This is a genomic window from Pseudomonas sp. 2hn (assembly GCF_019646095.1).
GTDB classification, from domain to species: domain Bacteria; phylum Pseudomonadota; class Gammaproteobacteria; order Pseudomonadales; family Pseudomonadaceae; genus Aquipseudomonas; species Aquipseudomonas peradeniyensis.
The window spans coordinates 4,947,917-4,974,910 of sequence record NZ_CP081016.1 but is presented as its reverse complement, the minus strand read 5'-3'; the positions used below and the strand labels follow the sequence as shown (position 1 = coordinate 4,974,910).

The following is a 26,994-nucleotide window of genomic DNA, read 5'->3' as shown; positions in this document are numbered from 1 at the left end:
CTTTTCCAAAACGCACCCCCTGGAGAGCGCCATGTCCGCCGATCTCGAGCATATCCGTCAAGTGATGCACGAGGCTGATTGCCTGTACAACGAAGCCGAGGTCGAGGCCGCCATCGCCGAGGTCGGCAAACAGATCTGCCAGGACCTGCACGACAAGAACCCGGTGGTCTTCTGCGTGATGAACGGCGGCCTGATCTTCTCCGGCAAGCTGCTCACCCACCTGCAGTTCCCGCTGGAGGCCTCGTACCTGCACGCCACCCGCTACCGCAACACCACCAGTGGCGGCGAACTGTTCTGGAAGGCCAAGCCGGAAGTGTCGTTCATCGACCGCGACGTGCTGATCGTCGACGACATCCTCGACGAGGGCCACACCCTCAGCGCCATCATCGAGTTCTGCAAGCACGCCGGTGCCCGCGCGGTGCACACCGCCGTGCTGATCGACAAGGACCACGACCGCAAGGCCAGCCCGGACCTGAAGGCCACCTACACCGGCCTGCCATGCATCGACCGCTACATCTTCGGCTATGGCATGGACTACAAGGGCTACTGGCGCAACGCCAACGGCATCTTCGCGGTCAAGGGGCTGTAATCATGCGCCAGCCCGGATTCCTCGATCAGTCGTTGTTCGCCGGGCTGGCAGAGCGGGCCACCGCCAGTCCGCGCGGTCGGCAGAACCACAACTTCCACGAGATGGAGGAGCCGTGCCACCGCATGGCCGTGGGGCTGCAGCCGCGGACCTACATCCAGCCGCACCGTCATCTGAGCGACGACAAGGCCGAAACGCTGATCGTGCTCAAGGGGCGCCTTGGCCTGCTGATTTTCGATGACCAGGGCGCGCTGACCGACAAGCGTGTGCTCGAGGCCGGTGGCGACTGCCTGGGCGTCGACCTGGTGCCGGGGGTCTACCATGGCCTGGTGGTGCTGGAGGACGACAGCATCATGTTCGAGTGCAAGGCCGGGCCGTACCGTGCGGTGGGCGAGGGTGAGCTGGCCGAGTGGGCGCCACGCGAGGGTGAAGCGGGCGTTGCCGAGTATCACGCCTGGATGCGCGCGCAGTTCGATTGAGCCTGCGCCCCTTGTCGTGGGGGGGGGCGGTTCGCCGCTGCGACTTGCCCCGCGACAGGGCCTGTGCGTAGAGTGCCTGCTCATGCCAAGGAGCCCCACATGCGTGCGATCGTCCCCCTCCTGCTGGCGGTGAGCCTGCCGCTTTCCGCTGCGCCGCTGCACAGCCAGTTCCTCCCGCCCGACGACCTCTCCCTGCGCCAGGAGGCTCCGGCCAGCCAGCAACTGCTGCAGGTCACCGACTACAGCGTGGTGGTGGGCACCCAGCGCCAGTCCGACCAGCAACCGATTCCGATCACCTCGTCCCTGCAGATGCGCCTGAAGGGCAAGCCGTTGAGCAAGGGTTCTACCATCGCCCAGGTGTTGCTCAACTTCGACGGCGAAGGCGGCAAGAGCTTGAAAAAGCCGGCCTATGACGACAAGAGCCGTACCCTGACCCTCAACTACCCGATGGCCGACTACCGGGTGATCATGGACTTGCTGCGCAACGAAACCCTGTACGTGCAGTTCCTTACCTACGCCAATGGCCACATCTGGGCCGACCTGCACACCGGTACCGTACGTACGCGTTGAGGGCCGCAGGTTTCGGGGGGTAAACTGCCGGCCTTCGAAAATGTCCGTGATGGTCCAGTTGGAGTCGGCGATGCGTAAAGACAAGAAACAAGTGATTGGTGACGAGATCAGCGACGAGTACATCAAGACGTTCCTGCAGTTCGAGCCGGCCGATGGCCTTACCTCGCCGTCGCATCACAAGCTGATCAAGGGTTATCGTGGCCTGCGCATCGATGATTTCGAGCGTTATGTGGGCTTCTTCGTCGCGGCTGGTTATGACCTGGACGGCAAGGACGAGCACGGCAAGACCTTCGTCGAGGTGATCGCCGACCAGCGCAATGCGCCGGAGTACATCGAGATCATCAATAAGGCCCGAGTTTGATCCGGAGCGTTGCGCGGGAGCGGGCTTGCCCCGCGATAACAGTGGTACAGCCATGGAGATGATCCGGTCTGCACCGGCCAGATCGCGGGGCAAGCCCGCTCCCACGAGGGATCTGCCCGCAAACAAAAAAACGCCCCGAGGGGCGTTTTTTCGTTTCAGCCGGATCAGGCGTAATGCTTGGCCGGGCTGCTTTCCACCAGCTCCAGCGCCACATCGTTGTCGGCGCTGATCTTGTGGTACAGCGCGGCATCGGTAGCCAGGACCTTCTCGCGGGCCGGAAAGATCTCCTTGAGCTTGGCGGCCCAGGCGCCCTTGGCCTGCTCGGGGAAGCAGCGTTCGATCAGCTCGAGCATGATCGACACGGTCACCGAGGCGCCCGGCGATGCACCGAGCAGCGCGGCCAGGCTGCCGTCCTGGGCCGAGACCAGCTCGGTGCCGAACTGCAGGATGCCGCCTTTCTTCGGATCCTTCTTGATGATCTGCACGCGCTGACCGGCCACTTCCAGGCGCCAGTCCTCGGCTTTCGCCTCGGGGTAGAAGCGGCGCAGCGATTCCAGGCGCTGTTCCATCGACTGCATCACTTCGCTGACCAGGTACTTGGTCAGGTCCATGTTGTCGCGGGCCACGGCCAGCATCGGGCCGAGGTTGCCTGCACGCACCGACAGCGGCAGGTCCAGGAGCGAGCCGTGCTTGAGGAACTTGGTGGTGAAGCCGGCGTACGGGCCGAACAGCAGCGACGTCTTGCCATCGACCACGCGGGTGTCCAGGTGTGGTACCGACATCGGTGGGGCGCCGACCGCGGCCTGGCTGTAGACCTTGGCCTGGTGCTGCTTGACGATTTCCGGGTTGTCGCAGCGCAGCCACTGGCCGCTGACCGGGAAGCCGCCGAAGCCCTTGCTCTCCGGGATGCCGGACATCTGCAGCAACGGCAGGGCCGCGCCGCCAGCGCCGAGGAAGACGAAGCGGGCGTCGACTTCACGGCTGCCGCCGCTGTTGACGTCCTTGATGCTCACGGTCCAGCCGCTGCCGTTGCGGCGCAGGCCGACGACCTTCTTGCTGTACTTGACCTGGGCGTCCGGGCTGTTGCCCAGCTGCTTGAGCAGCTTGTTGGTCAGGGCGCCGAAGTTGACGTCGGTGCCCTTCATCACGCGGGTTGCGGCGATGCGCTGGTCGGCCGGACGACCTGGCATCATCAGCGGCATCCACTCCTTCATCACCGCCTGGTCTTCGGTGTATTCCATCTCGGCGAAGGCGTGGTGCTGCTTGAGCAGCTCGAAGCGCTTCTTGAGGAAGGCAATGCCCTTGTCACCCTCGACGTAGCTCAGGTGCGGTACCGGGTTGATGAAGGCGCGCGGCGAGCCGAAGCCGCTCTTGCGGCTCAGGTAGGCCCAGAACTGGCGCGAGACCTCGAACTGGGTGTTGATGTGCACGGCCTTCTTGATGTCGATGCTGCCATCGGCGGCCTGCGGGGTGTAATTGAGCTCGCACAGGCCGGCATGGCCGGTACCGGCGTTGTTCCAGGGGTTGGAACTCTCCGCGGCCCCGGAGTCCATCGCCTCGACGACCTCAAGCTTCAGGGTCGGGTCGAGCTCCTTGAGCAGTACGGCCAGGGTGGCACTCATGATGCCCGCGCCTACCAGTACCACATCAACCGATTCGTTCTGCGCCATTAACGCGTCTCCACAATCTACAGCACCTAATTGACAGCATAGGATCCGTGGGGTGGCCCGGATCGCCATGTCCGACTCTTCGCAGTTCTTGCAACTTCCGCGGATACCGCCAATCAGTCTTGGGTGTTCGGCTATTGAACGCCCTTTGCCACGGGTGCGGCAATTCGACTTATGGTCAAGTGCTCCGTCGTGCGTTATGGACCGGCCTCAGAGGCTCATCGGGGATGAGCGCTTTTGCCGTCTGTTCAGGGCTGTTCGGGACACATCTGCCGCTCTTGCACATGCCAGACTGTTCATTTGCTCGCCACACTCTCGTGAAGTTGTGAAAAACCGTTTTTTCACGCTCTTTTGGAGTCGTGAACCTCAAAAGTGGACTGCGCGATGGCAACCCGCAGGTTCATGCGAAGCAGAAGGCCGGAAACAGCAGGCACGACAGCCAATGCAAGACCTGAGTGGAAGGCTCTCTGTGGGCGAAGCGTCGAGGGTGCCGGGGTGAAGCGGCGAATGCGGGGCCCGATCAGGAGACGTCCTTATAATCGGGGGGAGATTATAACGATGTCGCGGGCGGAAAGGGCGTACTTGTTGGGTTTTTATTGCAGCGTTTGTCAGGCGGACAGGGTGCGTTGCTGCCAACGCTGCGTTGCACGGGCGCAAATCCGGGCGCTGGCTGGCAGCGGGCGACCGAGCCAGGCCAGTTGCGCCTCGTTCACCTGTACCCAGCCGCCGTTACCCGGTGGCGTGGCGCAGTGCTTGAAACCGAGGCAGATGCCGTCGCTGTCGAGGCGGGCGTAGGTGGCGTGGCGCGGGCGGTGGAAGAGCAGGGTCCAGAGCGAGGCCATGGTGGTCAGTCCTGTGTGTGAGGGCTGGCGCCAGAGTAACCGGGGGGCATGAAACGATTGTGACACAGGGGCAGTTGCTGTTTGTGGCTTGCCGCTGGGTATACTGTGGGCCTTTGCCGCTTTTTCTGGAGAAACGCGCATGTTGCAACGTCTGTTGGTCGGTTTGTTCGCGGTGGCCAGCCTGAGCCTGGCCGGTTGTGCCCACAGCCCGCAGCAACTCAGCCCGCAACCCAAGCTTACCCAGCAACTGGCCCCGGTCGGCCACGGCCAGCCGGTGGTGGTCAAGGTCGTCGACGGGCGCGCCTCGCAGTCGCTCGGCACTCGCGGTGGCATGTACCCCGAGACCAGCACCATCACCGTCAATGGCAACGATGTCGTGCCCAAGCTGCAGGCCCAGGCCGAGGCGGCGGTGCGCCTGCTCGGCTTCACCCCGACGCCCAACGCCTACAACGCGCCGCAGTTGACCGTGACCCTGGCCGAGCTCAAGTACCAGTCGCCCAAGGACAAAATGTACGTGACCGAGGCGACCATCGGCGCCACCTTCCGTGCCGACGTTTCCAACGCCAACCGCCGCTACAGCGGCCGCTACGGTGCTTCGCTGGACCAGCGCTTCGGCATGGCGCCGAACCAGGAAACCAACACCAAGCTGGTGAGCGATGTGCTCAGCGATGCGCTGACCCGCCTGTTCAAGGACCCGACCGTCGGTCAGGTGCTGGGCGAGTAAGGCGTTTGCGATGAAGAAAACCCGCTGCCTGTGATCAGGCAGCGGGTTTTTTATTGTCTGTACTGGCCTATCGCGGGGCAAGCCCGCTCCCACGCACGTTGGGGGCTCTGTGGAGCGGGTTTACCCGCGAAGCAGGCAACGTAGATCAGGCAGCCTGCACATTGAAGTCCAGCAGGCTGATCCCGGTGTGCGGGTCGACTTCCGGCAGGTCCTGGTGGGCATGCCCGCCCAACGCGCAGTACACCAGCCACTGGCGGTCCTGGACATTGATCGCGAAGCCATCGATCAGCGCCTGCTGCTCGTCGCTCTGGGCGACAAGGTAGAGGCGGTCCTGGTTTTCGGCGTGCAGCATGACAAGCTCCGGTTCGGTAGAGGCCGACAGGGTGGCCTGCCTGGATGACGAGCGTGTGACAGATGAAATTAAATGACAGCTGGTCGCAAAGTGGCGGTACCAACCCCGAGCTTGGGTAGAATGCCGGGCTTTGCCGCACGTGATACCGAGGTCGCGCAATGTCGTTGCAAGTGTTCTGGGGCTTCCTGGCCGCCCATCCGGCCAAGCTGATCAACCTGCTGGCCCTGCTCATTACCTGCCCTGGCGGGCTGCTGCTGCACAGCGCCCGGCGTCGCGAGGCGCTGAGGCGGGAAAGCCTGGCGGTGGATGAAGGCGTGGTGGATGCGCTGGAGCAGCGAATACCGCGCTATTACTACATCCTGGGCTTCTGCTGCCTGGCGATGGCCTTGCTTTTGTCCTGGTTCAGTACCTGGATCTGAAGGCGATACTTGCTCTGTGTAGGAGCGGGCTTGCCCCGCGAAGGCGTCATATCAGATCACATCATTGCTTGATCTGACGCCTTCGCGGGGCAAGCCCGCTCCTACAGGTGCGTTGTCAGGCTGAGGTGGGCTGACGCTTCACCTGATACTGGTTACGCACCGGCGTCGCATACTGCTGCACCAGATACGGCTGATGCTCGACCGGGCACGCGTCCAGGCGGCGCTGCCACTCTTCCTTCGCCTTGGCCAGCTCGTCGGCCGGGAACAGTTTCTCCGCGCTGGGCACCTCGAGCGCCGCGTCTTTTTCCGCCCACATCGCATAGGCCAGGTAATGCACCGGGAACAGCCGGTAGCCGCCGAGGATCTGCCGATCGATGGCCTGCGCCAGTTGCTTGGTGTCCTCGTGGTAGTCGGTCACCGGTGGCGCGAAGTTGATGTGCACCCGCCCTTTGTAGCCGGTGATGCCCTGGGCGATGCTGTTGTCGTCCTCGCCTGGAGCCTTGGTGTAGCTGCCGGTGGTGGCGCGGATGTACAGCTCGCGGGCCTTGGCCTGGTCGCAAGGGTCATATTCGTAGCTGATCGACACCGGGGTCAGGTTCAGGCTCTGGACCACCGCGCCGAACGGCTCGTCCTTGCGGCTCATGTGGAACATCTTGAGGATTGCCGAGTCGGTACGGTCGTCACCGTCCTTGGCGCGGCCTTCGGCCTGGGCGATCCAGATCGACACGCAATCGTTGCGGATCGAGTGGTTGATGTAGGCCGAGAGCAACTGGTAGGCGGCCAGCTTCTCGCGGCGGCCGCTGATCGAGCGGTGCACGATGAAGCTCTTGTTCAGGCGCATCATGTCGCTGACGAACGGCTTTTGCAGCAGGTTGTCGCCGATGGCGATGCGTGGCGTCGGCAGGCCGGCGTGGTACACCGCGTAGTTGACGAAGGCCGGGTCCATCACGATATCGCGGTGGTTGGCCAGGAACAGGTAAGCGGTACCCGACTTGAGCTGTTCGACGCCGGTATAGGTGACGCCATCGGTGGCGCGGTCGATGGTGCGGTCGACGTAGTACTCGACCTTGTCCTGCAGCGTGGACACGCAGCTTACGCCGGCGAATTCCTTGCGCAGGCGCCGGGCGATCAGCGGTTTGAGCAGCCAGCCGAAGGCGCCAGCCGCGCGCGGGAAGCGGAAGTGGGTGAGGATATCGAGGAATGCCGGGTCGCTGAGCAGGCGTGCCAGAACGGCAGGGACCTCAGCGTCGTCGTACGGTCGGATGGCATCGAATTCGCCCATCATGCTCTCTTGTTGGAAACGGCTAGGGTAATTAGGTAGGGGCGGGCTCCGAAAAACGGCTCGGACGCACACTGGCCCTGTAAACAGACCGGCAATTATACGCACAAGTCACTCCGGAGGCCGCGATGCTGGAAACTGCGATCTACGATTGCCCTTATTGTGGCGAAGAAGTCGAAACCACGGTGGACCTGTCCGGCGGCGACCAGGAGTACATCGAGGACTGCCAGGTGTGCTGCAAGCCTATCCGCTTCGTGCTGCAGGTGCATGGCGAGGAGTGGATGCTCGATGTCTATGGCGAGAACGATTGATGCAAAGGATCTATGAACCGGAAAGCCTGCTGGAGGCGCAGATGCTGGTGGGCATGCTGGCCAGCGAGGGCATCGACGTGCACCTGGTCGGGCGTGACCTGATGGGCGCCGTGGGCGAGTTGCCGATGCACGGGTTGCTCGGCCTGGCGGTACCGGACGAGCAGGCTGGGTACGCACGGCAGTTGATCGATGCGTACAATGCTGCCCAGCCGCTTGCCGGCGACGAACCGGAAAGTTATCCCGGAACCCTGATCTGCTAGGTTTTGATTTCGCCCATGTGTGGACGCTACGCCCTGTTTCGCTGGTCCCAGAGCTTCGCCGGCCTGCCGGGCTTCCCCCCGGGCCAGCAGGCCCAATGGAACATCTCGCCCGGTGCCACGGTGCTGATCCAGCGCCAGCTCGACGGCCAGCTGCAGCTCGCCGCTGCACGCTGGGGGCTGACCCCGGCCTGGCTCACCGACCTGTCCCGCACCCCGGCCCAGGCTCGCGCCGAGACCCTCGCCGAGCAGCCGATGTTCCGCGAGCCCTTGCGCCAGCGGCGCTGCCTGATGCCGGCCAACGGCTTCTACGAATGGCGCGGCACGGCGCGCAAGCGCCCGTACTGGGTGACGCCGGGGGAGGGCGCGTCGCTGTTCTTCGCCGCGCTGTGGGAGGTCTACCCGGTGCAGGAACAGCAATGGCTGAGTTGCGCGGTGGTGACGCAAGCGGCGATGAACCAGCGTCGGCCGCTGATCCTCGACGAGGCCGAGCAGGCGCTGTGGCTGGACCCTGAAACACCGATGGCCAGATTGCACGAGTTGCTGGCCAAGCCGCCGACGGCATTGCGTGAGCGGGCGCTGGCAAACTTCGTCAACGATCCGAAGCTCAATGGGCCGGAGTGCCTGACCCCGGCCTAGGTGGCGCAGGCTACCCCTGTAGGAGCGGCCTTGTGCCGCGAAAGGGCCGCATAGCGGCCCCAGCGATTTCAGCATCTGCGTCCAGATCCAGGGTCCGCTTTGCGGCCCTTTCGCGGCACAAGGCCGCTCCTACAGGGGCGCGCGTGCAGGTCTACACCCTGAATTGATTGATCAACCGCCGCTGCTGCTCGGCCAGCTTGGTCAGCTCGGCGCTGGCCTGGCTCGACTCGTCGGCGCCGCCGGCCACCTCGCCGGCCACCTGGCCGATGTTGATCACGTTGCGGTTGATGTCCTCGGCCACGGCGCTCTGTTCCTCGGCGGCGCTGGCGATCTGCGTGTTCATGTCGTTGATCACCGACACCGCCTGGGTGATGCTCGCCAGCGACTCGGCCGCGCGGCTGGCCTGCTGCACGCTGATGTCGGTCTTGCCCTGGCTGTCTTCCATCACCTTGACCACTTCGCGGGTGCCCAGCTGCAGTTGCTGGATCATCTGCTGGATTTCCTGGGTGGCCTGCTGGGTTTTCTGCGCCAGGTTGCGCACCTCGTCGGCGACCACCGCGAAACCGCGGCCCTGCTCGCCGGCCCGGGCCGCCTCGATGGCGGCGTTGAGCGCCAGCAGGTTGGTCTGCTCGGCAATGGCGCGGATGGTCACCAGGATGGCGTTGATGTTCTCGCTGTCGCGGGCCAGGTCCTGGACCACGGTCACGGCGCGACCGATCTCGGCGGCCAGCTCGCTGATCGAGTGCGAGGTATCGCGGACGATGTCCAGGCCCTGGTTGGCGGCGCGGTCGGCTTCACTGGCGGCCTGGGCCGCTTGCGTGGCGTTGCGCGCCACATCCTGGGCGGTGGCGGTCATTTCATGCACGGCGGTGGCCACCTGGTCGATCTCGGCCATCTGCTTGTGCACGCCCTGGTTGGTGCGGATGGCGATGTCGGCGGTGTGCTCGGACGAGTCACTGACTTTCTGTACCGAGCTGACCACCTGGCTGATCATCGCCTGCAACTTGGCCAGGAAGGTGTTGAAGCCCTTGGCGATGGCGCCCAGCTCGTCGGCCCGGTCGCTCTGCAGGCGCCGGGTCAGGTCGCCTTCGCCCTGGGCGATGTCGTCGAGCATGCTCACCATCTGCTTGAGCGGGCGGGCGATGCCCAGGGCCAGCAGCCAGATCACCAGCAGGCCGAGGGCGGCGATGCCCAGGCCGACCACGGTCATGCCGGCGATATCGGTGCGGCGCTGTTCGGCCAGGTCCTGCTGCAGGCGGTTGACGTCGGCCATGACCGTGCTCAGCGGCAGTTCCAGCAGCAGGGTCCAGCGTGCGTCGGTGCCGGCGATCTTGAACGGCAGGTACAGCTCGATGCGGTCCTTGGCGGCGTCCACTTCATAGTGCAGCGCCTCGCCGCTCAGGTTCTTGAGGGTGTTGGCTTCGTCGCTGTCCAGCACGTCGCCGGCCTTTTCGCCGAACTTGGCCGGATCGCGGGTGTAGGCCACCAGGCGGCCGTTGCTGGAGACCAGCGCCAGTTCGCCGGCGCCGTCGTAGAGCTGGCGGTCGGCGGCATTGAGCAGGTCCTGGATGAAGTTCACCGACAGGTCGGCACCGGCCATGCCCTGGAACTGGCCGTCGATCATGATCGGCTCGACGAACGAGGCGAGCATGACCATCTTGTCGCCCACCTTATAAGGTGCGGGATCGATCACGCAGGCCTTCTTCGACTCCTTGGGGCACAGGTAGTATTCACTGGCGCGCACACCGGTGGCGAGCACCGTGCGGTCGTCGACATCGGCCAGCTTGTCCTGGCCGAGGCTGCCGTCACCATTGCGGAACCACCAGGGCAGGAAGCGCCCGCTGGCGCTGTCGATGCCCACCAGGTGGCTGCCGACGTAACGGCCATCGGCATGGTCGAGGGCGTTCGGTTCCCAACCCAGGTAGGCGCCCAGCACGCTCGGGTTGACCTCCACGGTGCGCTTGAGCTGGTTGATCAGGTGTTCGCGATCGACGCGCATCAGTGGCTGGCCGTCGGCGCCCTGCATGCCGAGCATGGCGTTGCCGGTGGCCAGGCCGCGGGCGATCGCCAGGGGCGCTTCCAGGCCACGCTGGATCTCGCTGACCTGGGTGCGGGCCAGGGCCGAGAGGCGCTGCTCGATGACGGTCTCGAACTGCTGTTGCGTGCGCTGTTGCACCAGTGCCTGGGTCCGCTGCCCGGAGTACACGGCATACAGCACCAACGCCGCGACAATGCTCAGCACGATGGCACCGGCCAGGGCGGCCACGGAAAACTGGATCGACTTGAACTTCATGGCAAAGCTCCGCGCGCAAGGAGGTCGTTACCGAGGGTTATCGGCGGGCTAATACCAAAGCATGAGGGGCTTGTCAGAAATCTTACCTGTGGCTCTGGCAGGCACGGGCGTCAGGGCCTAGGATACGCGGCACGTAAATAGGGAGTGTTTTCATGCGTAAGTCATTCGTTGTCAGCATGCTGACGGCCAGCGTCCTGCTCGGCGGCTGCCAGGCGGTCAATACCACCAGTGGTGGTGCCGTGGGCGTCCAGCGCCAGCAGTACATGTTCAGCATGCTCTCGACCGATGAGGTCAACCAGATGTATGCCCAGTCCTACCAGCAGACCCTCGGCGAGGCGTCGAGCAAGGGCGTGTTGGACAAGAGCAGCAATGATGCCAAGCGCGTGCAGGCCATCGCCAAGCGCCTGATTGCCCAGGCACCGCAGTTCCGGCCGGATGCCGCGCAGTGGAATTGGGAAGTCAACGTGATCAAGAGTGACGAGCTCAACGCCAACTGCGGTCCGGGCGGCAAGATCATCGTCTATACCGGCCTGATCGATCAGCTCAAGCTGACCGACGCCGAGATCGCCGCGGTGGTGGGTCACGAGATCGCCCACGCCCTGCGCGAGCACAGCCGTGAAGCGATGTCCAAGGCCTACGGCGTGGAAATGGCCCGACAGGGCGCCGGCGCGATCTTCGGCCTGGGCCAGGACAGCATGGCCATGGCCGATACCGTGGTGAACTACGCCATGACCCTGCCCAACAGCCGGGCCAACGAGAACGAAGCCGACCTGATCGGCCTCGAGCTGTCGGCCCGCGCCGGCTACGACCCGAACGCCGCGATCACCCTGTGGAACAAGATGAGCCAGGCGTCCGAAGGCGCGCCGCCGGAGTTCATGAGCACCCACCCGGCGTCTAGCAGCCGGATCGCCTCGTTGCAGGCGGCAATTCCGAAGGTGATGCCGTTGTATCAGGCGGCCAAGAAGTAAAAGCAGCTTCAAGCTTCAAGCGGCAAGTAAGGACGCATCTGCTCTTTCTTGCCGCTTGTAGCTTGCCACTTGCCGCTGCTTCACCCTATCCAGCCACTGGTCTTCATCGCCGAATACACCGCGACGATGGCCAGCACGATGAACGCGGTCGCCGCCAGGCGGCGGATCAGCGTCAGCGGCAGTTTCTCCGCCGCGAAGTTGCCCGCCAGGACCACCGGCACGTTGGCGATCAGCATGCCCAGGGTAGTGCCGATGATGACCATGATCAGGTGCGGATACTGGGCGGCCAGCATCACCGTGGCCACCTGGGTCTTGTCGCCGATCTCGGCGAGGAAGAAGGCGATCAGGGTGGTGACGAACGGCCCGAAACGGCGTGCGTTGCTGGTTTCGTCATCGTCCATCTTGTCCGGTACCAGGGTCCATAGCGCCGTGGCGGTAAAGCTCGCGGCAAGAATCCAGTGCAGCACCGACTCGCTGAAGAAACCGCTGACCCAGGCGCCCACGGCACCGGCGGCGGCATGGTTGGCCAGGGTCGCGGCGACGATCCCGGCAATGATCGGCCAAGGCTTGCGAAAGCGTGCAGCGAGGATGAGCGCAAGCAATTGCGTCTTGTCGCCGATTTCGGCGAGGGCAACGATGGCGGTGGGGACGAGTAACGATTCCAGCATCAGGATTCCTACGGGGGCGGGTCGACACGGCTATGACACGTACAGCCTTCCCGCCCCGGGTAAGGTGTGCGTGTCATAGGTCTTGTCAAACCCTGGACCTGTCTGCGCAGATCGTGGGTCGCACGCGCCATGGCCTGTGGGCCAAGTGTGTTGACGCGTGCCGGGCGAGCAGGGCGCTCGCGGGAGACTACTCCCCTAGGACGGAGCGGATTCTGCCTAGGCGAAACGCTTTCGGCAAGCCCTGTTTTTAGCCACGGGTCGCTCGGTAGATGCGAAAGCCTTGTGCCTCGGCGCGGATTTCGCAGTTGCCCAGGGCGCCTTCGATCAGCGGTTGGTAGCGCAGGAAGCTGTTGGCAACCAGCCGCATTTCGCCACCTTTTCGCAGATGTTCGCCTGATTTTTTCAGCAGGTTTTCCGATGCCTGGTAGTCGGTGTGCACACCGGTGTGGAACGGCGGATTGCTCAGGATCAGGTCCAGCCCGGACGGCGCGGCATCGATGCCGTCGCCGCTGATCACCTCGCCTTCCAGGCCGTTGGCCGCCAGGGTCAGGCGGCTGGCCGCGACCGCGAAGGCATCGACATCGAGCAAGGTGACCCGGCTCTGCGGATAACGTCGCTTGATCGTGGCGCCAAGCACGCCGGCGCCGCAGCCGAAGTCCAGGACATGACCGCCGGGCAGGCCGTCAAGGTGTTCCAGCAGCAGCGCGGTGCCCTTGTCCAGGCGCCCATGGCTGAACACCCCGGGCAGGCTGATGACCTGCAGCGGACCATCTTCAAGCGGCAGTTCGAAGCGCTCGGCCAGGCTTTGCAGCGGTGTGGCTTCGGGGGCGTTGTCCACGGTCACCTGCCACAGCTGGCAGTGCCTGGCGCTGTCGAGCTTGCGCGGTTTGCCGAACGCCTGCAGAAGCTTGGCCGCGCCTTCGATGCCGCCGCGCTTTTCCCCCACCAGGTACAGCTCGCGACCGCCCAGGCGCGAGGCCAGGGCGTTGAGCAGGTAGGCAGCCAGCTCGCGGGACTTGGGCAGGAACAGCACGGCGGCGTCGAACGCCACCTCGGGCACCTCGACACCATAGTGGCTGCGCCCGGCGAAACGGCCTTGCAGCAGCGCCTGATCGCCGGCATGCCAGGTCCAGCCATGGGCGCCGGGCAGTTGGCCGAGCAGGCCGTCGGCCTGGGCGCCGGCGATCAGCAGCGGGCCTTGGAACAGTTCCGCCTGGCGGAGCAACACTTCACTGCGCGGGTCCATGGACGACGCCTCCTGAAAAAAAGTGGCGCAGTGTACCAGAGGCGTCGGCGGATCAGCCGACCACCCGCCGCGGCTGGCCGGTGAAGTAGGCCTGGGCGTTCTCGGCCAGCTGGCCAACGATGCGCTGGCGCGACTCCACCGCGCCCCAGGCGCTGTGTGGAGTGATGATCAGGCGCGGGATGTCCGCTGCCAGCAGCGGGTTGCCCTTGGCCGGCGGCTCGACGCTCAGCACATCGGTGGCGGCGCCGCCCAGGTGGCCACGGCGCAGGGCGTCGGCCAGGGCCTGTTCGTCGATCAGTCCGCCGCGGGCGGTGTTGACCACCAGCGCCCCCGGCTTGAGCAGGGCCAGCTCGTTGGCGCCGATCATGTGCCGGGTCTGCTCGTTGAGCGGGCAGTGCAGGGTCAGGGCATCGACCTGCGGCAGCAGCTCGTCCAGCGGCAGGCGATCGGCCCGCGGCGGCCGGCCGGGGATCTGCCCGCTCAGCACGCGCATGCCGAACGCCTCGGCCAGGTGCGCCACCGCGCCACCCAGCTCGCCGTGACCGAGCAGGCCGAGGGTCTTGCCTTCCAGCTCGACGATGGGGAAGTCCAGCAGGCAGAACTGGCTGGCCTTGGCCCATTGTCCGGCCTTCACCGCCTGGTTGTAGTCGCACAGGCGCGTGGCCAGGGCCAGCAGCAGGGCCAGGGTGTGCTGGGCCACCGACGGCGTGCCGTAACCTTGGCAGTTGCACACGGTGATGCCCTGGGCGCGGGCGGCGGCCAGGTCGACATTGTTGGTGCCGGTGGCGGCCACCAGGATCAGCTTGAGGTCGGTGGCGGCGGCCAGCGTGGCGGCATCGAGCATCACCTTGTTGCTGATCACCGCCGTGGCGCCTTGCAGGCGTTCGGCGACCTGATCGGCAGTGGTAGCGGCGTGCAACTGCAGTTCATCGAACTGCGCCTGCAGCGGTGAAAGGTCGAGGTCACCGAGGTCCAGTGACTGGTGATCGAGAAACACGGCACGACGTGGGCTGGGCATCAGGGGCTCCGGTGATTGGGCGGCAGGGCATCGACGCAGTGTCTGGTCCGCCGGCGCCATTCGTCAACGGTGCCGTCCGCACTCATACCTCGCGGGCGCAAATCATTCCTTCGGCTGATTTGACCGGTGCGTCACCGAACTACAGTGGATTACTGAACCGTTCTGCCCGTATTGAAGAAAAGGGATACCCATGTTGCAGACTCGCATCATCAAGCCCGCCGAGGGCGCCTACGAATACCCGTTGCTGATCAAGCGCCTGCTGATGTCCGGCAGCCGCTACGAGAAGACCCGCGAGATCGTCTACCGCGACCAGATCCGCCTCACCTACCCGCAGCTCAACGAGCGCATCGCCCGCCTGGCCAACGTGTTGACCGCGGCCGGTGTGAAGGCCGGTGACACCGTGGCGGTGATGGACTGGGACAGTCACCGTTACCTGGAGTGCATGTTCGCCATCCCGATGATCGGCGCGGTGGTGCACACCATCAACGTACGCCTGTCGCCCGAGCAGATCCTCTACACCATGAACCACGCCGAAGACCGCTTCGTGCTGGTCAACAGCGATTTCATCGGCCTCTACCACGCCATTGCCGGGCAGCTGACCACGGTCGACAAGACCCTGCTGCTGACCGACGGCCCGGACAAGACCGCCGACCTGCCGAACCTGGTGGGCGAGTACGAGCAACTGCTGGCCGCGGCCAGCCCGCAGTACGACTTCCCCGATTTCGACGAGAACTCGGTGGCCACCACCTTCTATACCACCGGCACCACCGGCAACCCCAAGGGGGTGTACTTCACCCATCGCCAGCTGGTGCTGCACACCCTGGCCGAAACCTCGGTACTGGGCAGCCTGGACAGCGTGAGGCTGCTGAGCAGCAACGACGTCTACATGCCGATCACGCCGATGTTCCACGTGCACGCCTGGGGCATCCCCTACGCGGCGACCATGATGGGCATCAAGCAGGTCTACCCGGGGCGCTACGAGCCGGACATGCTGATCAGGCTGTGGCGCGAGGAAAAGGTCACCTTCTCCCACTGCGTGCCGACCATCCTGCAGATGCTGCTCAACTGCCCGTCGGCGGCAGGCCAGGATTTCGGCGGCTGGAAGATCATCATCGGCGGCAGCGCGCTCAACCGCGCCCTCTACCAGGCGGCGCTGGCCCGGGGCATCCAGCTCACCGCCGCCTACGGCATGTCCGAGACTTGCCCGTTGATCAGCGCCGCGCACCTGAACGACGAGTTGCAGGCCGGCAGCGAAGATGAGCGCACCAGCTACCGGATCAAGGCCGGCGTGCCGGTGCCATTGGTCGAGGCCGCCATCGTCGATGGCAATGGCAACTTCCTGCCCGCCGATGGCGAAACCCAGGGCGAGCTGGTGCTGCGCGCGCCCTGGCTGACCATGGGCTACTTCCGTGAACCGGAAAAGGGCGAGGAGCTCTGGCAGGGCGGCTGGCTGCATACCGGCGATGTCGCCACGCTGGACGGCATGGGCTTCATCGACATCCGCGACCGCATCAAGGATGTGATCAAGACCGGTGGCGAATGGATCTCCTCGCTCGACCTCGAAGACCTGGTCAGCCGCCATCCGGCGGTGCGCGAGGTCGCGGTGGTCGGGGTGCCCGATCCGCAGTGGGGCGAGCGCCCGTTCGCATTGCTGGTGGTGCGCGAGGGGCAGAGCATCGATGCGCGTGCGCTCAAGGAACACCTCAAGCCTTTCGTCGAGCAAGGGCACATCAACAAGTGGGCGATTCCCAGCCAGATCGCCCTTGTTACTGAAATTCCCAAGACCAGCGTCGGCAAGCTCGACAAGAAGCGCATCCGCGTGGACATCAGCCAATGGCAGGCCAGTAACAGCGCTTTCCTTTCCACCCTGTAACCCGGGCGCGGGTCGCGCTTTTTCAAGCGCGACCCCGCAGGCTAGACAGGATCGTGCCTTGTCAAACGGCAGAATTGAGCCATGCTTGAGCACTGCCAGCGCGCAGGCCGGCCGATCGGGGTGGGCCGCAAGCAGGACGCGCAAATCACACTTTAGAGGGATCAAGCACCTGTGACCGCTGGCTATAGTCGGGTCAGGGGATTTTCAGGAATGGGGGAGGGCACCACGCGGCAACGCGCGGCGCCACGGGCAGGAGCCTGCTTCACCAGGCGCTCGAGCCGTTTCTGAAAGGACTCACTGCCATAACAAAAAAGTACATGGAGTAGCGTCGATGACATCTGCAAACCTGTTCTGGCGCCGGGCGAAACTGCCCCTGGCCGTCAGCCTCGCTTCCACGCTCGCAAGTCCTGCTTTCGCTGTCAGCTTCAACATCGGTGAAATCGAAGGCCAGTTCGACTCCTCGCTCTCCGTTGGCGCCAGCTGGTCGACTGCCAACCCCAACAAGAACCTCATCGGGGCCAACAACGGCGGCAGGGGGCTGTCGCAGACCTCCGACGATGGCCACCTGAACTTCAAGAAAGGCGAGACCTTCTCGAAGATCTTCAAGGGTATCCACGACCTGGAGCTCAAGTACGGCGACACCGGCGTGTTCGTCCGCGGCAAGTACTGGTACGACTTCGAGCTCAAGGATGAAAACCGCGAGTTCAAGGACATCAGCGACTCCAACCGCAAGGAAGGCGCCAAGTCCTCGGGCGCGGAACTGCTCGACGCCTTCGTCTACCACAACTACAGCATCGCCGACCTGCCAGGCACCGTGCGCCTGGGCAAGCAGGTGGTGAGCTGGGGTGAAAGTACCTTCATCGGGGGTGGCATAAACTCCATCAACCCCATCGACGTCTCGGCGTTCCGCCGCCCGGGTGCGGAGATCAAGGAAGGCCTGATTCCGGTCAACATGTTCTACCTGTCGCAGAGCGTGACCGACAACCTGACCGCCGAAGGCTTCTACCAGATCGAGTGGGACCAGACCGTTGTCGACAACTGCGGCACCTTCTTCTCCCAGCCCGACGTGATCGCCGATGGCTGCAACAACAACCTGGCGGTGCTGGCCAAGCAGGCCAACGTGGCGGGGCGGTTGGGGCCGATTGCCGCGCCGACCATGCGTGCCCTTGCCGCCCAGGGCGTCTCCTGGGGCTCGCCTGACGAAGGTGTGATCGTGCGCCGCGGCCCCGATCGCGACGCCCGTGACGGCGGTCAGTTCGGCTTGGCACTGCGCTACATGTACGAGCCGTTGAACACCGAGTTCGGTGGCTACTTCATGAACTACCACAGCCGTGCGCCGATCTTCAGCGGCCGTGGGGCCAATGCCCGTTTCTACAACCCGAACAACCTGGCCGCCGCACTGGTGGGGGCTGGCGTACCGGGCGGCGCGATCAGCCCGGCCTTGCTCCAGCAACTCATGCCGCTGTATGTGGCGGGCAATTCCAGCTACTACGTGGAGTACCCCGAGGACATCCGTCTCTACGGCCTGAGCTTCTCCACCACCTTGCCTACCGGCACGGCCTGGAGCGGTGAGATCAGCTACCGCCCGAATGCGCCGGTGCAGTTGAACACCACCGATATCCTGTACTCGGGGCTGACGCCGCTTGACCCCAATGCCTCGGTCCTGCGAGGCACGCCGGATACCGATCAGCCAGGCTATCGCCGCAAGGAGATTACCCAGCTGCAGACCACGTTCACCCACTTCTTCGACCAGGTCATGGGCGCCGAGCGTCTGACCATGGTCGGTGAAGTTGGCTGGACGCACGTCGGTGGCCTGGAAAGCACCTCCAAGGCGCGTTATGGCCGCGACCCGGTCTACGGTCCCGGCCCGCTGCCCAACGGCCGCTGCCAAAGCCTCAACGCCACCACGCTGGCAGGCGTCGAGCAGAACAACCTGTCGCGCTACTGCGAAAACGACGGCTTCACCACCTCCGACTCCTGGGGTTATCGCGTCCGTGCCATCTGGGACTACAACAACGTCTTCGCCGGTGTGAACCTGCGTCCGAGCGTGGCCTGGTCGCATGACGTCGACGGTTACTCCCCGGGCCCAGGCGGCAACTTCGAGGAAGGCCGCAAGGCGGTCAGCCTTGGCCTGGACGCCGAGTACCAGAACACCTACACGGCGAGCCTGTCCTACACCAACTTCTTCGATGGCAAGTACACCACCGTGGATGATCGCGACTTCGTCGCCCTCAGCTTCGGCGTGAACTTCTAAGAAATCTGATCCAGGACGACACACAATGAAAATGACCACACGTCTGCTGCAGGCCGGTGTACTGGGCATGTCCCTGCTGGCAACCAGCGTCATGGCTGCGGTTTCCGCCACCGAAGCGGCCAAGCTGGGTTCCACGCTGACCCCGATGGGCGCGGAGAAGGCCGGTAACGCCGATGGCTCGATCGGCCCGTGGGAGCCGCTGTCCAAGAGCGCCGGCAGTGCCGACGCCAAGGGCTTCCTGTCCGACCCCTTCGCCAGTGAGAAACCGCTGTTCACCATCACCGCGCAGAACGCCGACCAGTACAAGGACAAGCTCTCGCCTGGCCAACTGGCGATGCTCAAGCGCTATCCGGACAGCTACAAGATCCCGGTGTACAAGACCCACCGCGGCTCCACGGTGCCGGACGACGTGTTCGCCGCGATCAAGGAAAACGCCACCAAGACCACCCTGGTCGCGGGCGGCAACGGCCTTGAGAACTTCCGCACCGCCGTGCCGTTCCCAATTCCCAAGGACGGCCTGGAGGTGATCTGGAACCACATCACCCGCTACCGTGGCGGCAGCGTGACCCGCCTGGTCACCCAGGCCACCCCGCAGCAGAACGGCTCGTACAGCCTGGTGTACTTCCAGGACCAGTTCGTGTTCCGCGACAAGATGAAGGACTACGATCCGGCCAACCCGGGCAACATCCTGTTCTACTTCAAGCAGGAAGTGACCGCCCCGGCGCGACTGGCCGGGACCGTGCTGCTGGTCCACGAGACCCTCGACCAGGTCAAGGAACCGCGCAAGGCGTGGATCTACAACGCTGGCCAGCGCCGCGTGCGCCAGGCGCCGCAAGTGTCGTACGATGGCCCGGGTACCGCCGCCGACGGCCTGCGCACCTCCGACAACCTGGACATGTACAACGGCGCGCCGGATCGTTACGACTGGAAGCTCGAAGGCAAGAAGGAGATGTACATCGCCTCCAACGCCTACAAGCTGGACGATCCGAAGCTCAAGTACAGCGACATCATCAAGGCCGGGCACATCAACCAGGACCTGGCGCGCTACGAGCTGCGCCGCGTCTGGCACGTGGTCGCCACCCTCAAGCCGGGCCAGCGCCACATCTATGCCAAGCGTGACTTCTACATCGACGAGGACACCTGGCAGGCCGCGGTGATCGACCAGTACGACGGTCGCAACCAGCTGTGGCGCATTTCCGAGGCCCACGCCCAGCCGTACTACAACGTGCAGGTGCCGTGGTACACCCTTGAGGCCATCTACGACCTGCAGTCGGGCCGCTACCTGGCCCTGGGCATGAAGAACGAAGAGAAGAGTGCCTACAACTTCGGCTTCAGCGCCAGCAAGGCCGACTTCCAGCCGGCAGCCCTGCGTCAGGCAGGTGTGCGTTGAGCTGACAGTCGTTACAACTCCGTTTGATCTCCCAGAACGCCCCGGCTTGCCGGGGCGTTTCTGTTCCAGAGGCGCCTGTCCATCAGCATTGTTTCTTTTTGTTGTAGTCTTTTTCGCTCGATGCGTTTCCATCATCTTCAAATGCGCCGCGTTTGCCGCTAGTCTCGCAACCATCCGTACTGCCGCATTACTCCAATCAGAACGAGCCGGCCATGACAGATTTGTCCCGTACGCATGGAGTCGCCAGCCAGGCCCTGGGCCTGCTGGACGGGCGTTTCTTCCGTCCACCCCTGCCGGAGGCTCACGTCCCCCGAGCGCGCTTGTGCCAGCGCTTGCAAGGCGGGCTGGGCGGGCGTCTGCTGTTGGTGAACGCCCCGGCCGGGTTCGGCAAGAGCTCGCTCGCCATCGAGTTCTGCCAGGAGCTGCCCAGCCATTGGCGCAGCCTCTGGCTTGGGTTGAGCCAGCGCGATGCCGACCCGGGCCGCTTTCTCGAGCGCCTGCTCGAAGGGCTGCAGCAGTTCTGCCCGGCGCTCGGCGGGCAGGCCATGGGCCTGTTGAAGATGCGCCAGCGTCATCAGCCCTTCGCCTTCGAGGAATGGCTCGATGGGCTCCTTGATGAGCTCGCGCTCTATCTGCAGCCGGACACTCCCCTGCTGCTGGTCCTGGATGACTACCACCTGGCCCAGGGGCCGGTGCTCGATCGTTGTCTGCAGTTCTTCCTCAACCATCTGCCGGCCGGGTTGGTCCTGCTGGTCACCAGCCGCCAGCGGCCCGACTGGCACCTGGCGCGCCTGCGCCTGTCACGGCAACTGGTCGAGCTCAACGAGCAGGACCTGCGCCTGACCCCCGATGAAGCGCTGGCGGTGATCGGCCGTCAGCCCACCGGCTTGCGCGGCCAGGCCCTGGATAACCTGATCCAGCGCAGCGACGGTTGGGTGGCAGGGCTGCGTTTCTGGCAACTGGCGGCCAGCGAGTCCGGCGAGGACCACGCCTTGCCCCAGGCGCTGCATGGCGGCGAAGGGCTTATCCGCGACTACCTGCTGGAGGAAGTCATCGACATCCTGCCGGCCCCCGTGCAGGCGTTTCTCTACGAGACTGCCTGTCAGGAGCGTTTCTGCGCCGAATTATGCGACGCCCTGCGCGAGCGCCATGACAGCGGCGAAATCCTGAGCTACCTGCAGGCCCACCAAGTGTTCCTGGTGCCGCTCGACGAGCATGGACTGTGGTTCCGCTATCATCACCTGTTCTCCGACCTGCTGCGCAGCCGGCAGGCCAGCGAGCCGCTGGCGGGGCTGCACCTGCGCGCCTGCCGTTGGTTCGAAGGGCAGGGCCTGCTGGACGAGGCGGTGGAGCAGGCCCTGCGCGCGGGCCATCTGGACGTGGCGGCGGACCTGGTGCAGAGCCTGTCCGAGGAGCAACTGCTGGCGGAGCAGAATGTCGGCATGTTGCTGCGCTGGAAGATGGACCTGCCCGACAGCCTGTTGATCAGCACGCCCAGGCTGATCGTCCTGTACAGTTGGGCCCTGGGGTTGGCCTGCCAACTGGACGCCGCCGAGGAGCTGGCGGCCTACCTGAGCCGCTTCCTGCCCGCACCGTCGGCCACGGCGCAGAAGTCGATGCTGGCCCAGTGGCTGGCCCTGAGCGGGGTCATCGCCCGTGGCCGCGGTGATCGCGAGCGGACACTCGCCTACTGTGGCGAGGCGCTGCAGAGCCTGCCGAACAAACGCTACGGTCAGCGCCTGGTGTGCCTGTCGACGCTCTCGAACCTGGCCATCGCCGATGGCGATTTCTGGCGGGCGCGGGGCTGGAACCGCGAGGCCCTGGAGCTGGCGCAACGGGTCGGCAACCCGCTGTTCGAGGCCCTGGCCCATTACGATCGGGCGAGGGTACTGCACGCCCGCGGCGAAGTACTGCGCGCCCTGGACGAAGTGCACCAGGGATTGCAGCGGTTGCAGGGCCTTTCGGGGCAGCGCCTGTATGCCGTGCGCGCGCGCCTGACCTTGTACGAGGGCTACTTGCTGGCGGCCCGACTGCACTGTGCCCAGGGCCGTGCGCGCTTGCGCGCCGGGCTCAGCGAGGCGCGCAGCTGCCGCGACATCAGCGTCCTGATCGGGCATTGCGTAATCGCCTCGCTGGACGGCCGCGAAGGGCGTTTTGCCGAGGCGTTCTCGGAACTGGCCGAGGCGGAGCGGCTGATGCATATCTGGGACGTGCCGCCGATCTTCTACCTGGCCATGATTACCCTGGTGAAGTGCGAGCTCTGGTTAGCCCAGGGGCGGACGGACCTGGCCGAGTCCTGGCTGCTGCGCCTGGGGCAGACCTACGGTGGCGAGCAGCCTGCGGCCGCGCCGGAGTTCCACCCGTTGTTGCCGCTGCACATCGAATTGCAGCAGGCCTTGCTGGAACGGGTGCTGGCCCGCCCCGGCGATGCCGAAGCGCGGTTGCGCACGCTGGTCGAGCGGGGCCAGGCCAGCGGTGGCATGACGCTGGTGGTCAGCGCGCAGTGCCAATTGATTGCCCTGCTGCTGGCCGAGGGGCGTGACGCCGAAGCGGCCAGGTTGCTCACACCTGCTCTGCAGGCGGCGCAGGGTGGTGCCCTGCAGGCCTTCCAACGCTTGATCGAAGAGCAGCCACACTGGCTGCGCGAGCAGTTGACGGGACGTGTGGCCTGCCCGGCGCAGAGCGATCTGCTGGCCCATCTGCCGCAGGCCCTGGCCACCGGCGGCAGTGCCGCCGAGGCCCTGAGCAGCCGTGAGTTCGCCGTGCTGGAACTGATCGCCCAAGGCTGTTCAAACCAGCAGATCAGTGAGCGCCTGTTCATCTCCCTGCACACGGTCAAGACCCACGCCAGCCATATCAACAGCAAGCTCGGTGTCGAGCGCCGCACCCAGGCGGTGGCCAGGGCCAAGTCCCTTGGCTTGCTGGTCTAGTGGCTTGGGGCGAGGACGGCCGTTAAGATAGCGGCTTTAGGCCATCATTCGGCGTTACCTTTCCGGGCTCATCTTTTCTGAACCGCTGCCGATACAGACCTCGGCGGTATGCATCGCCACGCGCCACTTCCCCACTTTTTCAATACAGGTCGTGTTGATGCTGCAGTATGGGCAAAAAAGCTTTCTGATCGTCGACGACTTCACCGACTTCCGCACCTCGACCCGCTCGATGCTTCGCGAGCTGGGCGTGCGCGACGTCGACACCGCCGACAGTGGCGAACAGGCGCTGCGCATGTGCGGGCAGAAGCGCTATGACTTCATCCTCCAGGATTTCCACCTGGGCGACGGCAAGAAGAACGGCCAGCAGGTGCTCGAGGACCTGATCCTCGACAAGCTGATCAGCCATGAATGCGTGTTCATCATGGTTACCGCCGAAAGCAGCCAGTCGATCGTGCTCAGTGCCATCGAACACGAGCCCGATGCTTACCTGACCAAACCCTTCAACCGGGTCGGCCTGGCCCAGCGCCTGGAGAAGCTGACCCAGCGCAAGACGCTGCTCAAGCCCATTCTCCAAGCCCTTGATCGCGGGCGCCCGGCCGAAGTGCTCGCCGCTTGCGCCGAGCTGTGCAAGAAGGACCCGCGCTTCGCCCCTCTGTGCCTGCGCTATCGCGCCGACGCCCTGCGCGACCTCAACCGTTTCGAGGAGCTGGAGAAGTTCCTCAAGAACATCCTCGCCAGCCGCCCGCAGCCCTGGGTCTACGCCGCGCTCGGCAGCCTGTTGCACAAGCGCGGGCAGAATGCCCAGGCCCAGGGTGTCTACGAGCAGGCCCTCAAGGCCTTCCCGATCATGCCCAACCTGTACGATGGCATGGCCGAGGTGCTGGTGGCCCAGGGCGAGACCCGGCGTGCTCAGCACATGCTCGAGGAAGCGGTGCGCCTGTCGCCGCTCGCCGTGCGCCGCCAGGCCGCGCTGGGCAAGCTGGCGCTGGACAACGCCGACTTCGAGAGTGCCTCCAAGGCCTTTCGTCATGCGGTCAACCAGGGGCAGAGTTCGCGCTACAAGGACGCCGAGAGCAACCTGGGGCTGGTCCAGGCGTTGATGAACAAGAACAGCGGCAACGGTCTCGATGCCCGTACCCGGGTCGAGATCAACACCGTGCTCAGCGAGGTGGCCAAGGAAAACGTCGAGGACCAGGGCCTGCAAGTACGCGCGCGGTTGATGAAGGCTGCCAGCCTGCAACAGGCCGGCGATCCGGAGACCGCCGCCAAGCTCACCGAGCAGGCCATGCAGCGCCTGGAGAAGATGGACCAGTTCTTCTCCGTGGAGGCGGCGCTGACGGTGGCCAAGCAGTTGCAGCAACTTGGCCAGGATGCGGCCGGTACCTCGATTCTCAAGGGCTGCGTGGAAACCTACGGCGACGACCCCAAGGTCATGCAGAGCGTCGCCAAGCTCACCGACGACCCGCTGGTGCTGGGGGCGGTGACCGAAGCCGTGGACCTCAACCGCCAGGGCGTGCGCAGCTACCAGGGTGGCCAGCTCAACGAAGCGCTGGGCATGTTCCGCAAGGCGTTGTCGTTGCAGCCGAAGAACATCAGCATCGCCCTGAACACCGCCCAGGCACTGCTGCGCATCGGCGGCGAGACGCCACCGCCGGCGCTGATGCAGGAGTGTCGCGATTGCCTCACCAGCGTGGCCGGCATTCCCGCCAGCGACAGTCGCTATGACCGTTACCGCAAACTGCACATCCGGGTCTTCGGCGCATGAACCAGGACAACCAGGGGCTGGATTTCTCCACGGTGATCGCCTCCACCGTGCACGACCTGAAAAACTCCCTTTCGGCGCTCACCCATGCTCACAGCCAGTGGCTGGCGCGCCTGCCCGAAGAGTTGCGCGGCGGTGTCGAGCAGGGCGTGGTGGAGCATGAGCTCAGCCACTTGAACGGCATGCTCGTGCAGTTGCTGGGGCTGTACAAGCTTGGCGTCAACCAGCTACCCATTTGCCCCGACTACCACGAGCTGGACGACTTCATCGAGGCCCAGCTGGCGGCCCAGGAAGATGTGATCAAGCACCGCGACATCCTTGCCACCTGGCGTATCGAGACCGAAAGCCCGCTGGGTTTCTTCGACCGTGAGCTGGTCGCCTCGGTGGTGGCCAACGTGCTTACCAACGCCATCCGTTATGCCGGCCACGCCCTGTTGATCAGCATCGAGGAGGAGGGCGAGCAGTTGGTGATCAGCGTCAACGACGACGGTGCCGGTTATCCACAGCGCATGCTCGAGCGCCAGCACGACTACGTGCAGGGCATCGATTCGCAGAGCGGCAGTACCGGGCTGGGGTTGTACTTCGCCGCGCGAATTGCCGCGCTGCATGAGCGCAACGGTGTGCGCGGGCGGATCGAGATCACCAATGGCGGTACGCTGGGGGGCGGCTTGTTCCGCTTGTACCTGCCTTGAATCGCGGCACGGCGTTGGCCGCCGTGCCGCCTCAGGCGCGAAGGGGCCGCGAAATGGCCGGTGCAGCCGTCACTCGGCTGCCGCGCCTTCGAGCAGTTCGGCCAGCGCATCCGGCTGGCTCTTGAACGCCCGGGCGAACACGTCGCGGTTCTTGGCCATGTAGATACCGGCTTCCTCGACTTGCTGTTCGCTCAGCGACGGTACGGCTTTTTGCAGTACCTCGGCCAGGCGTTCGGCCAGCTCGAGCATCTTGTCGTGACGGTCTGCTTCGGCCTTATCCATGAACAAGCGCTCCGGGTCGCGGCTGCTGCGGTACACCACTTCGACGGCCATTCATCACCTCTGTGCCTTTTTGCTGATGGGGTTGCGGGTAACTGTATTTTTATACAGTACATCGCCAGGCCATCACCCTGCAACCGCAATGATGGCCCGGCAAACTGAAAATCAGCGTAGCCCACAGGTGCCCTGCGGCAATCGGCCGCCTTCCAAGACAGGGGCCGTGGCCCTTTAACTGCATGGCACAAGACCTTCAGCCGTATCTAGGAATCGAACATCGTGAACATCAAATGGGCAGAAAGACTGCGCAAGGGCCTGCACGGCTCCGCCGACTCGCTGGGCAACCTGTGCGTGGAAGCCTTCCACTACCTGGCGCTGTTCGGCATCGGCGCGATCACCGCCTATGCGGCGGTGGTGACCTTCCTGGACATGCTGGGCAAGGGCGGGGTCAGCGTCGATGACATCCTGCTGCTGTTCATCTACCTGGAGCTGGGGGCGATGGTGGGGATCTACTTCAAGACCAACCACATGCCGATCCGCTTCCTGCTCTACGTGGCGATCACCGCATTGACCCGCCTGCTGATCGGCGATGTCTCGCACCACAAGGCGCCGGATGTCGGGCTGCTGTACGTGTGCGGCGGCATCCTGCTGCTGGCCTTCGCCATCCTGGTGGTGCGCTACGCCTCCTACCGCTACCCGTCGACCAAGGCGCTGGATGCCAGTGGCAAGGAAGTGGACGAGAGCAAGTAGCCCTCAGTTGGCAATGCCGGCGGCGGGAAAGCGCTGTTCGCCATGCCAGGTGCGGGTCAGGGCCGCCAGCACCTCAAGTGGGTTCTGCCCCAGCTCGATGGCCAGGCCCAGGCGGATGCTGTCGATGACCCGCTGCAGGCGCACCGGATCGTTGCGCTGGGCCTGGCTGATCAGGCGCCTGGCGACCACGCCGCTGTCGTCGGACAGGGTAAGCATGATGCTGCCGTCCAGGCGCTCGATGCTCAGGTTGACCCGGTACTCGGGGGCGAAGGCGGCGCTGATGTGATCGAAAGGGTTGTTCATGGTGAAACTCTGTCGTTGCTAGTTGAAGAGTCGACCTGGCGGGCATCGCGTTAGTTCACTGCCACTGGTCAATATCCGCGCAAGG

27 protein-coding genes, 1 pseudogene and 1 riboswitch are annotated in these 26,994 nt (G+C 64.7%); of the genes and pseudogenes, 17 read left to right on the top strand and 11 right to left on the bottom strand.

The genetic code is table 11. From position 1 onward, the window contains the following. The first annotated feature begins 31 nt into the window (after positions 1–31). From K2O50_RS22415 to K2O50_RS22400, 4 genes are all read left to right on the top strand, one after another. Positions 32–589, top strand: a complete 558-nt coding sequence (locus tag K2O50_RS22415) for a hypoxanthine-guanine phosphoribosyltransferase (protein WP_050703742.1) — start codon at positions 32–34, stop codon at positions 587–589. Between the two features lie 2 nt (positions 590–591). Next, the gene (locus tag K2O50_RS22410) at positions 592–1,065 is read left to right on the top strand and encodes a WbuC family cupin fold metalloprotein (protein ID WP_050703743.1); all 474 of its coding nucleotides are present in this window, start codon (positions 592–594) and stop codon (positions 1,063–1,065) included. Positions 1,066–1,164: 99 nt separating this feature from the next. Beyond that, positions 1,165–1,635, top strand: coding sequence for a hypothetical protein (locus K2O50_RS22405; protein WP_050703744.1), 471 nt, complete (start codon positions 1,165–1,167; stop codon positions 1,633–1,635). A gap of 70 nt (positions 1,636–1,705) precedes the next feature. Further along, complete coding sequence (locus tag K2O50_RS22400) at positions 1,706–1,996, top strand: PA4642 family protein (protein ID WP_050703745.1); 291 nt, start codon at positions 1,706–1,708, stop codon at positions 1,994–1,996. 164 nt (positions 1,997–2,160) lie between these two features. On the opposite strand, the gene mqo is transcribed toward K2O50_RS22400, so the two are convergent. Continuing rightward, the gene (mqo, locus tag K2O50_RS22395) at positions 2,161–3,666 is read right to left on the bottom strand and encodes a malate dehydrogenase (quinone) (protein WP_050703746.1); all 1,506 of its coding nucleotides are present in this window, start codon (positions 3,664–3,666) and stop codon (positions 2,161–2,163) included. Positions 3,667–4,271: 605 nt separating this feature from the next. Next, positions 4,272–4,505, bottom strand: coding sequence for a hypothetical protein (locus K2O50_RS22390; protein ID WP_050703747.1), 234 nt, complete (start codon positions 4,503–4,505; stop codon positions 4,272–4,274). Positions 4,506–4,644: 139 nt separating this feature from the next. On the opposite strand from K2O50_RS22390, the gene K2O50_RS22385 reads away from it, so the two are divergent. After that, positions 4,645–5,229, top strand: coding sequence for a YajG family lipoprotein (locus K2O50_RS22385; RefSeq protein WP_011532230.1), 585 nt, complete (start codon positions 4,645–4,647; stop codon positions 5,227–5,229). 145 nt (positions 5,230–5,374) lie between these two features. Here the strand turns inward: K2O50_RS22385 and K2O50_RS22380 are convergent, their stop codons facing one another. Then, positions 5,375–5,581 (bottom strand): hypothetical protein, encoded by a 207-nt coding sequence (locus tag K2O50_RS22380; protein WP_050703748.1) that lies wholly within the window; start codon positions 5,579–5,581, stop codon positions 5,375–5,377. Positions 5,582–5,739: 158 nt separating this feature from the next. Between K2O50_RS22380 and K2O50_RS22375 the strand changes: the two genes are divergently transcribed. Next, positions 5,740–6,000 (top strand): hypothetical protein, encoded by a 261-nt coding sequence (locus K2O50_RS22375; RefSeq protein ID WP_050703749.1) that lies wholly within the window; start codon positions 5,740–5,742, stop codon positions 5,998–6,000. A gap of 115 nt (positions 6,001–6,115) precedes the next feature. Here the strand turns inward: K2O50_RS22375 and K2O50_RS22370 are convergent, their stop codons facing one another. Next, entirely contained in the window at positions 6,116–7,282 is a 1,167-nt protein-coding gene (locus K2O50_RS22370; protein ID WP_050703750.1) for a 1-acyl-sn-glycerol-3-phosphate acyltransferase, read from the bottom strand. Between the two features lie 125 nt (positions 7,283–7,407). Between K2O50_RS22370 and K2O50_RS22365 the strand changes: the two genes are divergently transcribed. From K2O50_RS22365 to K2O50_RS22355, 3 genes are read left to right on the top strand one after another with little or no spacing between them, the layout of a single operon-like run. Then, entirely contained in the window at positions 7,408–7,590 is a 183-nt protein-coding gene (locus K2O50_RS22365) for a CPXCG motif-containing cysteine-rich protein (RefSeq protein ID WP_010225771.1), read from the top strand. After that, positions 7,590–7,850 carry a putative signal transducing protein gene (locus tag K2O50_RS22360; RefSeq protein ID WP_050703751.1) on the top strand — a complete coding sequence of 87 codons (261 nt, stop codon included), beginning with the start codon at positions 7,590–7,592 and terminating at the stop codon, positions 7,848–7,850. Before K2O50_RS22365 ends, K2O50_RS22360 begins: the two co-directional genes overlap by 1 nt. 15 nt (positions 7,851–7,865) lie before the next feature. Beyond that, positions 7,866–8,486 carry an SOS response-associated peptidase gene (locus K2O50_RS22355; protein ID WP_050703752.1) on the top strand — a complete coding sequence of 207 codons (621 nt, stop codon included), beginning with the start codon at positions 7,866–7,868 and terminating at the stop codon, positions 8,484–8,486. A 151-nt stretch (positions 8,487–8,637) separates the two neighbouring features. Here the strand turns inward: K2O50_RS22355 and K2O50_RS27010 are convergent, their stop codons facing one another. Continuing rightward, positions 8,638–9,342 (bottom strand): methyl-accepting chemotaxis protein, encoded by a 705-nt coding sequence (locus tag K2O50_RS27010; RefSeq protein WP_409077834.1) that lies wholly within the window; start codon positions 9,340–9,342, stop codon positions 8,638–8,640. Between the two features lie 198 nt (positions 9,343–9,540). Continuing rightward, positions 9,541–9,600: pseudogene (locus tag K2O50_RS27005) on the bottom strand (hypothetical protein); the annotation flags it as partial. A 1,331-nt stretch (positions 9,601–10,931) separates the two neighbouring features. Here K2O50_RS27005 and K2O50_RS22345 point away from each other — a divergent pair. Further along, complete coding sequence (locus K2O50_RS22345) at positions 10,932–11,747, top strand: M48 family metallopeptidase (RefSeq protein ID WP_050703754.1); 816 nt, start codon at positions 10,932–10,934, stop codon at positions 11,745–11,747. An 80-nt stretch (positions 11,748–11,827) separates the two neighbouring features. Here the strand turns inward: K2O50_RS22345 and K2O50_RS22340 are convergent, their stop codons facing one another. The 3 genes from K2O50_RS22340 to K2O50_RS22330 all read right to left on the bottom strand — a co-directional run bounded on the left by K2O50_RS22340 (position 11,828) and on the right by K2O50_RS22330 (position 14,679). Beyond that, positions 11,828–12,412: a TMEM165/GDT1 family protein gene (locus tag K2O50_RS22340; RefSeq protein WP_177330817.1), complete on the bottom strand. Its 585-nt coding sequence runs from the start codon at positions 12,410–12,412 to the stop codon at positions 11,828–11,830. Between the two features lie 91 nt (positions 12,413–12,503). Beyond that, positions 12,504–12,623: riboswitch (yybP-ykoY riboswitch) on the bottom strand. 39 nt (positions 12,624–12,662) lie between these two features. Then, on the bottom strand, positions 12,663–13,661 hold the full coding sequence (locus tag K2O50_RS22335) for a class I SAM-dependent methyltransferase (RefSeq protein WP_050703756.1): 999 nt from the start codon (positions 13,659–13,661) through the stop codon (positions 12,663–12,665). A gap of 52 nt (positions 13,662–13,713) precedes the next feature. Next, positions 13,714–14,679 (bottom strand): 2-hydroxyacid dehydrogenase, encoded by a 966-nt coding sequence (locus K2O50_RS22330; protein ID WP_050703757.1) that lies wholly within the window; start codon positions 14,677–14,679, stop codon positions 13,714–13,716. Positions 14,680–14,869: 190 nt separating this feature from the next. On the opposite strand from K2O50_RS22330, the gene K2O50_RS22325 reads away from it, so the two are divergent. From K2O50_RS22325 to K2O50_RS22300, 6 genes are all read left to right on the top strand, one after another. Further along, positions 14,870–16,552: a fatty acid--CoA ligase gene (locus K2O50_RS22325; RefSeq protein WP_050703758.1), complete on the top strand. Its 1,683-nt coding sequence runs from the start codon at positions 14,870–14,872 to the stop codon at positions 16,550–16,552. A 331-nt stretch (positions 16,553–16,883) separates the two neighbouring features. Continuing rightward, positions 16,884–18,806, top strand: a complete 1,923-nt coding sequence (locus tag K2O50_RS22320; RefSeq protein WP_050703759.1) for a DUF1302 domain-containing protein — start codon at positions 16,884–16,886, stop codon at positions 18,804–18,806. Positions 18,807–18,831: 25 nt separating this feature from the next. Then, entirely contained in the window at positions 18,832–20,196 is a 1,365-nt protein-coding gene (locus tag K2O50_RS22315) for a DUF1329 domain-containing protein (protein ID WP_050703760.1), read from the top strand. 212 nt (positions 20,197–20,408) lie between these two features. After that, positions 20,409–23,126 carry a LuxR C-terminal-related transcriptional regulator gene (locus tag K2O50_RS22310; protein WP_050703761.1) on the top strand — a complete coding sequence of 906 codons (2,718 nt, stop codon included), beginning with the start codon at positions 20,409–20,411 and terminating at the stop codon, positions 23,124–23,126. 157 nt (positions 23,127–23,283) lie between these two features. Next, on the top strand, positions 23,284–24,891 hold the full coding sequence (locus K2O50_RS22305) for a tetratricopeptide repeat protein (protein WP_050703762.1): 1,608 nt from the start codon (positions 23,284–23,286) through the stop codon (positions 24,889–24,891). Then, positions 24,888–25,580 carry a sensor histidine kinase KdpD gene (locus tag K2O50_RS22300; protein ID WP_050703763.1) on the top strand — a complete coding sequence of 231 codons (693 nt, stop codon included), beginning with the start codon at positions 24,888–24,890 and terminating at the stop codon, positions 25,578–25,580. Before K2O50_RS22305 ends, K2O50_RS22300 begins: the two co-directional genes overlap by 4 nt. Before the next feature lie 69 nt (positions 25,581–25,649). On the opposite strand, the gene K2O50_RS22295 is transcribed toward K2O50_RS22300, so the two are convergent. Continuing rightward, complete coding sequence (locus K2O50_RS22295; protein ID WP_050703764.1) at positions 25,650–25,913, bottom strand: YebG family protein; 264 nt, start codon at positions 25,911–25,913, stop codon at positions 25,650–25,652. 222 nt (positions 25,914–26,135) lie between these two features. Here K2O50_RS22295 and K2O50_RS22290 point away from each other — a divergent pair, with 222 nt between their 5' ends. Next, positions 26,136–26,606, top strand: coding sequence for a phosphate-starvation-inducible protein PsiE (locus K2O50_RS22290; protein ID WP_050703765.1), 471 nt, complete (start codon positions 26,136–26,138; stop codon positions 26,604–26,606). Between the two features lie 3 nt (positions 26,607–26,609). On the opposite strand, the gene K2O50_RS22285 is transcribed toward K2O50_RS22290, so the two are convergent. After that, a complete protein-coding gene (locus tag K2O50_RS22285; protein WP_050703766.1) occupies positions 26,610–26,909 on the bottom strand; it encodes a DUF3509 domain-containing protein in 300 nt (99 codons plus the stop codon). Positions 26,910–26,994: the final 85 nt, after the last annotated feature.

What these genes read in the sequence shown, in the direction of transcription:
- K2O50_RS22355 (WP_050703752.1), top strand. Translation starts at nt 7,866, where the DNA reads ATGTGTGGACGCTACGCCCTGTTTCGCTGGTCCCAGAGCTTCGCCGGC.
- K2O50_RS22285 (WP_050703766.1), bottom strand. Translation starts at nt 26,909, where the DNA reads ATGAACAACCCTTTCGATCACATCAGCGCCGCCTTCGCCCCCGAGTAC.
- K2O50_RS27010 (WP_409077834.1), bottom strand. Translation starts at nt 9,342, where the DNA reads ATGACCGCCACCGCCCAGGATGTGGCGCGCAACGCCACGCAAGCGGCC.
- K2O50_RS22375 (WP_050703749.1), top strand. Translation starts at nt 5,740, where the DNA reads ATGTCGTTGCAAGTGTTCTGGGGCTTCCTGGCCGCCCATCCGGCCAAG.
- K2O50_RS22320 (WP_050703759.1), top strand. Translation starts at nt 16,884, where the DNA reads ATGACATCTGCAAACCTGTTCTGGCGCCGGGCGAAACTGCCCCTGGCC.
- K2O50_RS22380 (WP_050703748.1), bottom strand. Translation starts at nt 5,581, where the DNA reads ATGCTGCACGCCGAAAACCAGGACCGCCTCTACCTTGTCGCCCAGAGC.
- K2O50_RS22295 (WP_050703764.1), bottom strand. Translation starts at nt 25,913, where the DNA reads ATGGCCGTCGAAGTGGTGTACCGCAGCAGCCGCGACCCGGAGCGCTTG.
- K2O50_RS22365 (WP_010225771.1), top strand. Translation starts at nt 7,408, where the DNA reads ATGCTGGAAACTGCGATCTACGATTGCCCTTATTGTGGCGAAGAAGTC.
- K2O50_RS22315 (WP_050703760.1), top strand. Translation starts at nt 18,832, where the DNA reads ATGAAAATGACCACACGTCTGCTGCAGGCCGGTGTACTGGGCATGTCC.
- K2O50_RS22405 (WP_050703744.1), top strand. Translation starts at nt 1,165, where the DNA reads ATGCGTGCGATCGTCCCCCTCCTGCTGGCGGTGAGCCTGCCGCTTTCC.
- K2O50_RS22415 (WP_050703742.1), top strand. Translation starts at nt 32, where the DNA reads ATGTCCGCCGATCTCGAGCATATCCGTCAAGTGATGCACGAGGCTGAT.
- K2O50_RS22300 (WP_050703763.1), top strand. Translation starts at nt 24,888, where the DNA reads ATGAACCAGGACAACCAGGGGCTGGATTTCTCCACGGTGATCGCCTCC.
- K2O50_RS22305 (WP_050703762.1), top strand. Translation starts at nt 23,284, where the DNA reads ATGCTGCAGTATGGGCAAAAAAGCTTTCTGATCGTCGACGACTTCACC.
- K2O50_RS22400 (WP_050703745.1), top strand. Translation starts at nt 1,706, where the DNA reads ATGCGTAAAGACAAGAAACAAGTGATTGGTGACGAGATCAGCGACGAG.
- K2O50_RS22390 (WP_050703747.1), bottom strand. Translation starts at nt 4,505, where the DNA reads ATGGCCTCGCTCTGGACCCTGCTCTTCCACCGCCCGCGCCACGCCACC.
- K2O50_RS22370 (WP_050703750.1), bottom strand. Translation starts at nt 7,282, where the DNA reads ATGGGCGAATTCGATGCCATCCGACCGTACGACGACGCTGAGGTCCCT.
- mqo (WP_050703746.1), bottom strand. Translation starts at nt 3,666, where the DNA reads ATGGCGCAGAACGAATCGGTTGATGTGGTACTGGTAGGCGCGGGCATC.
- K2O50_RS22330 (WP_050703757.1), bottom strand. Translation starts at nt 14,679, where the DNA reads ATGCCCAGCCCACGTCGTGCCGTGTTTCTCGATCACCAGTCACTGGAC.
- K2O50_RS22345 (WP_050703754.1), top strand. Translation starts at nt 10,932, where the DNA reads ATGCGTAAGTCATTCGTTGTCAGCATGCTGACGGCCAGCGTCCTGCTC.
- K2O50_RS22325 (WP_050703758.1), top strand. Translation starts at nt 14,870, where the DNA reads ATGTTGCAGACTCGCATCATCAAGCCCGCCGAGGGCGCCTACGAATAC.
- K2O50_RS22360 (WP_050703751.1), top strand. Translation starts at nt 7,590, where the DNA reads ATGCAAAGGATCTATGAACCGGAAAGCCTGCTGGAGGCGCAGATGCTG.
- K2O50_RS22335 (WP_050703756.1), bottom strand. Translation starts at nt 13,661, where the DNA reads ATGGACCCGCGCAGTGAAGTGTTGCTCCGCCAGGCGGAACTGTTCCAA.
- K2O50_RS22385 (WP_011532230.1), top strand. Translation starts at nt 4,645, where the DNA reads ATGTTGCAACGTCTGTTGGTCGGTTTGTTCGCGGTGGCCAGCCTGAGC.
- K2O50_RS22410 (WP_050703743.1), top strand. Translation starts at nt 592, where the DNA reads ATGCGCCAGCCCGGATTCCTCGATCAGTCGTTGTTCGCCGGGCTGGCA.
- K2O50_RS22310 (WP_050703761.1), top strand. Translation starts at nt 20,409, where the DNA reads ATGACAGATTTGTCCCGTACGCATGGAGTCGCCAGCCAGGCCCTGGGC.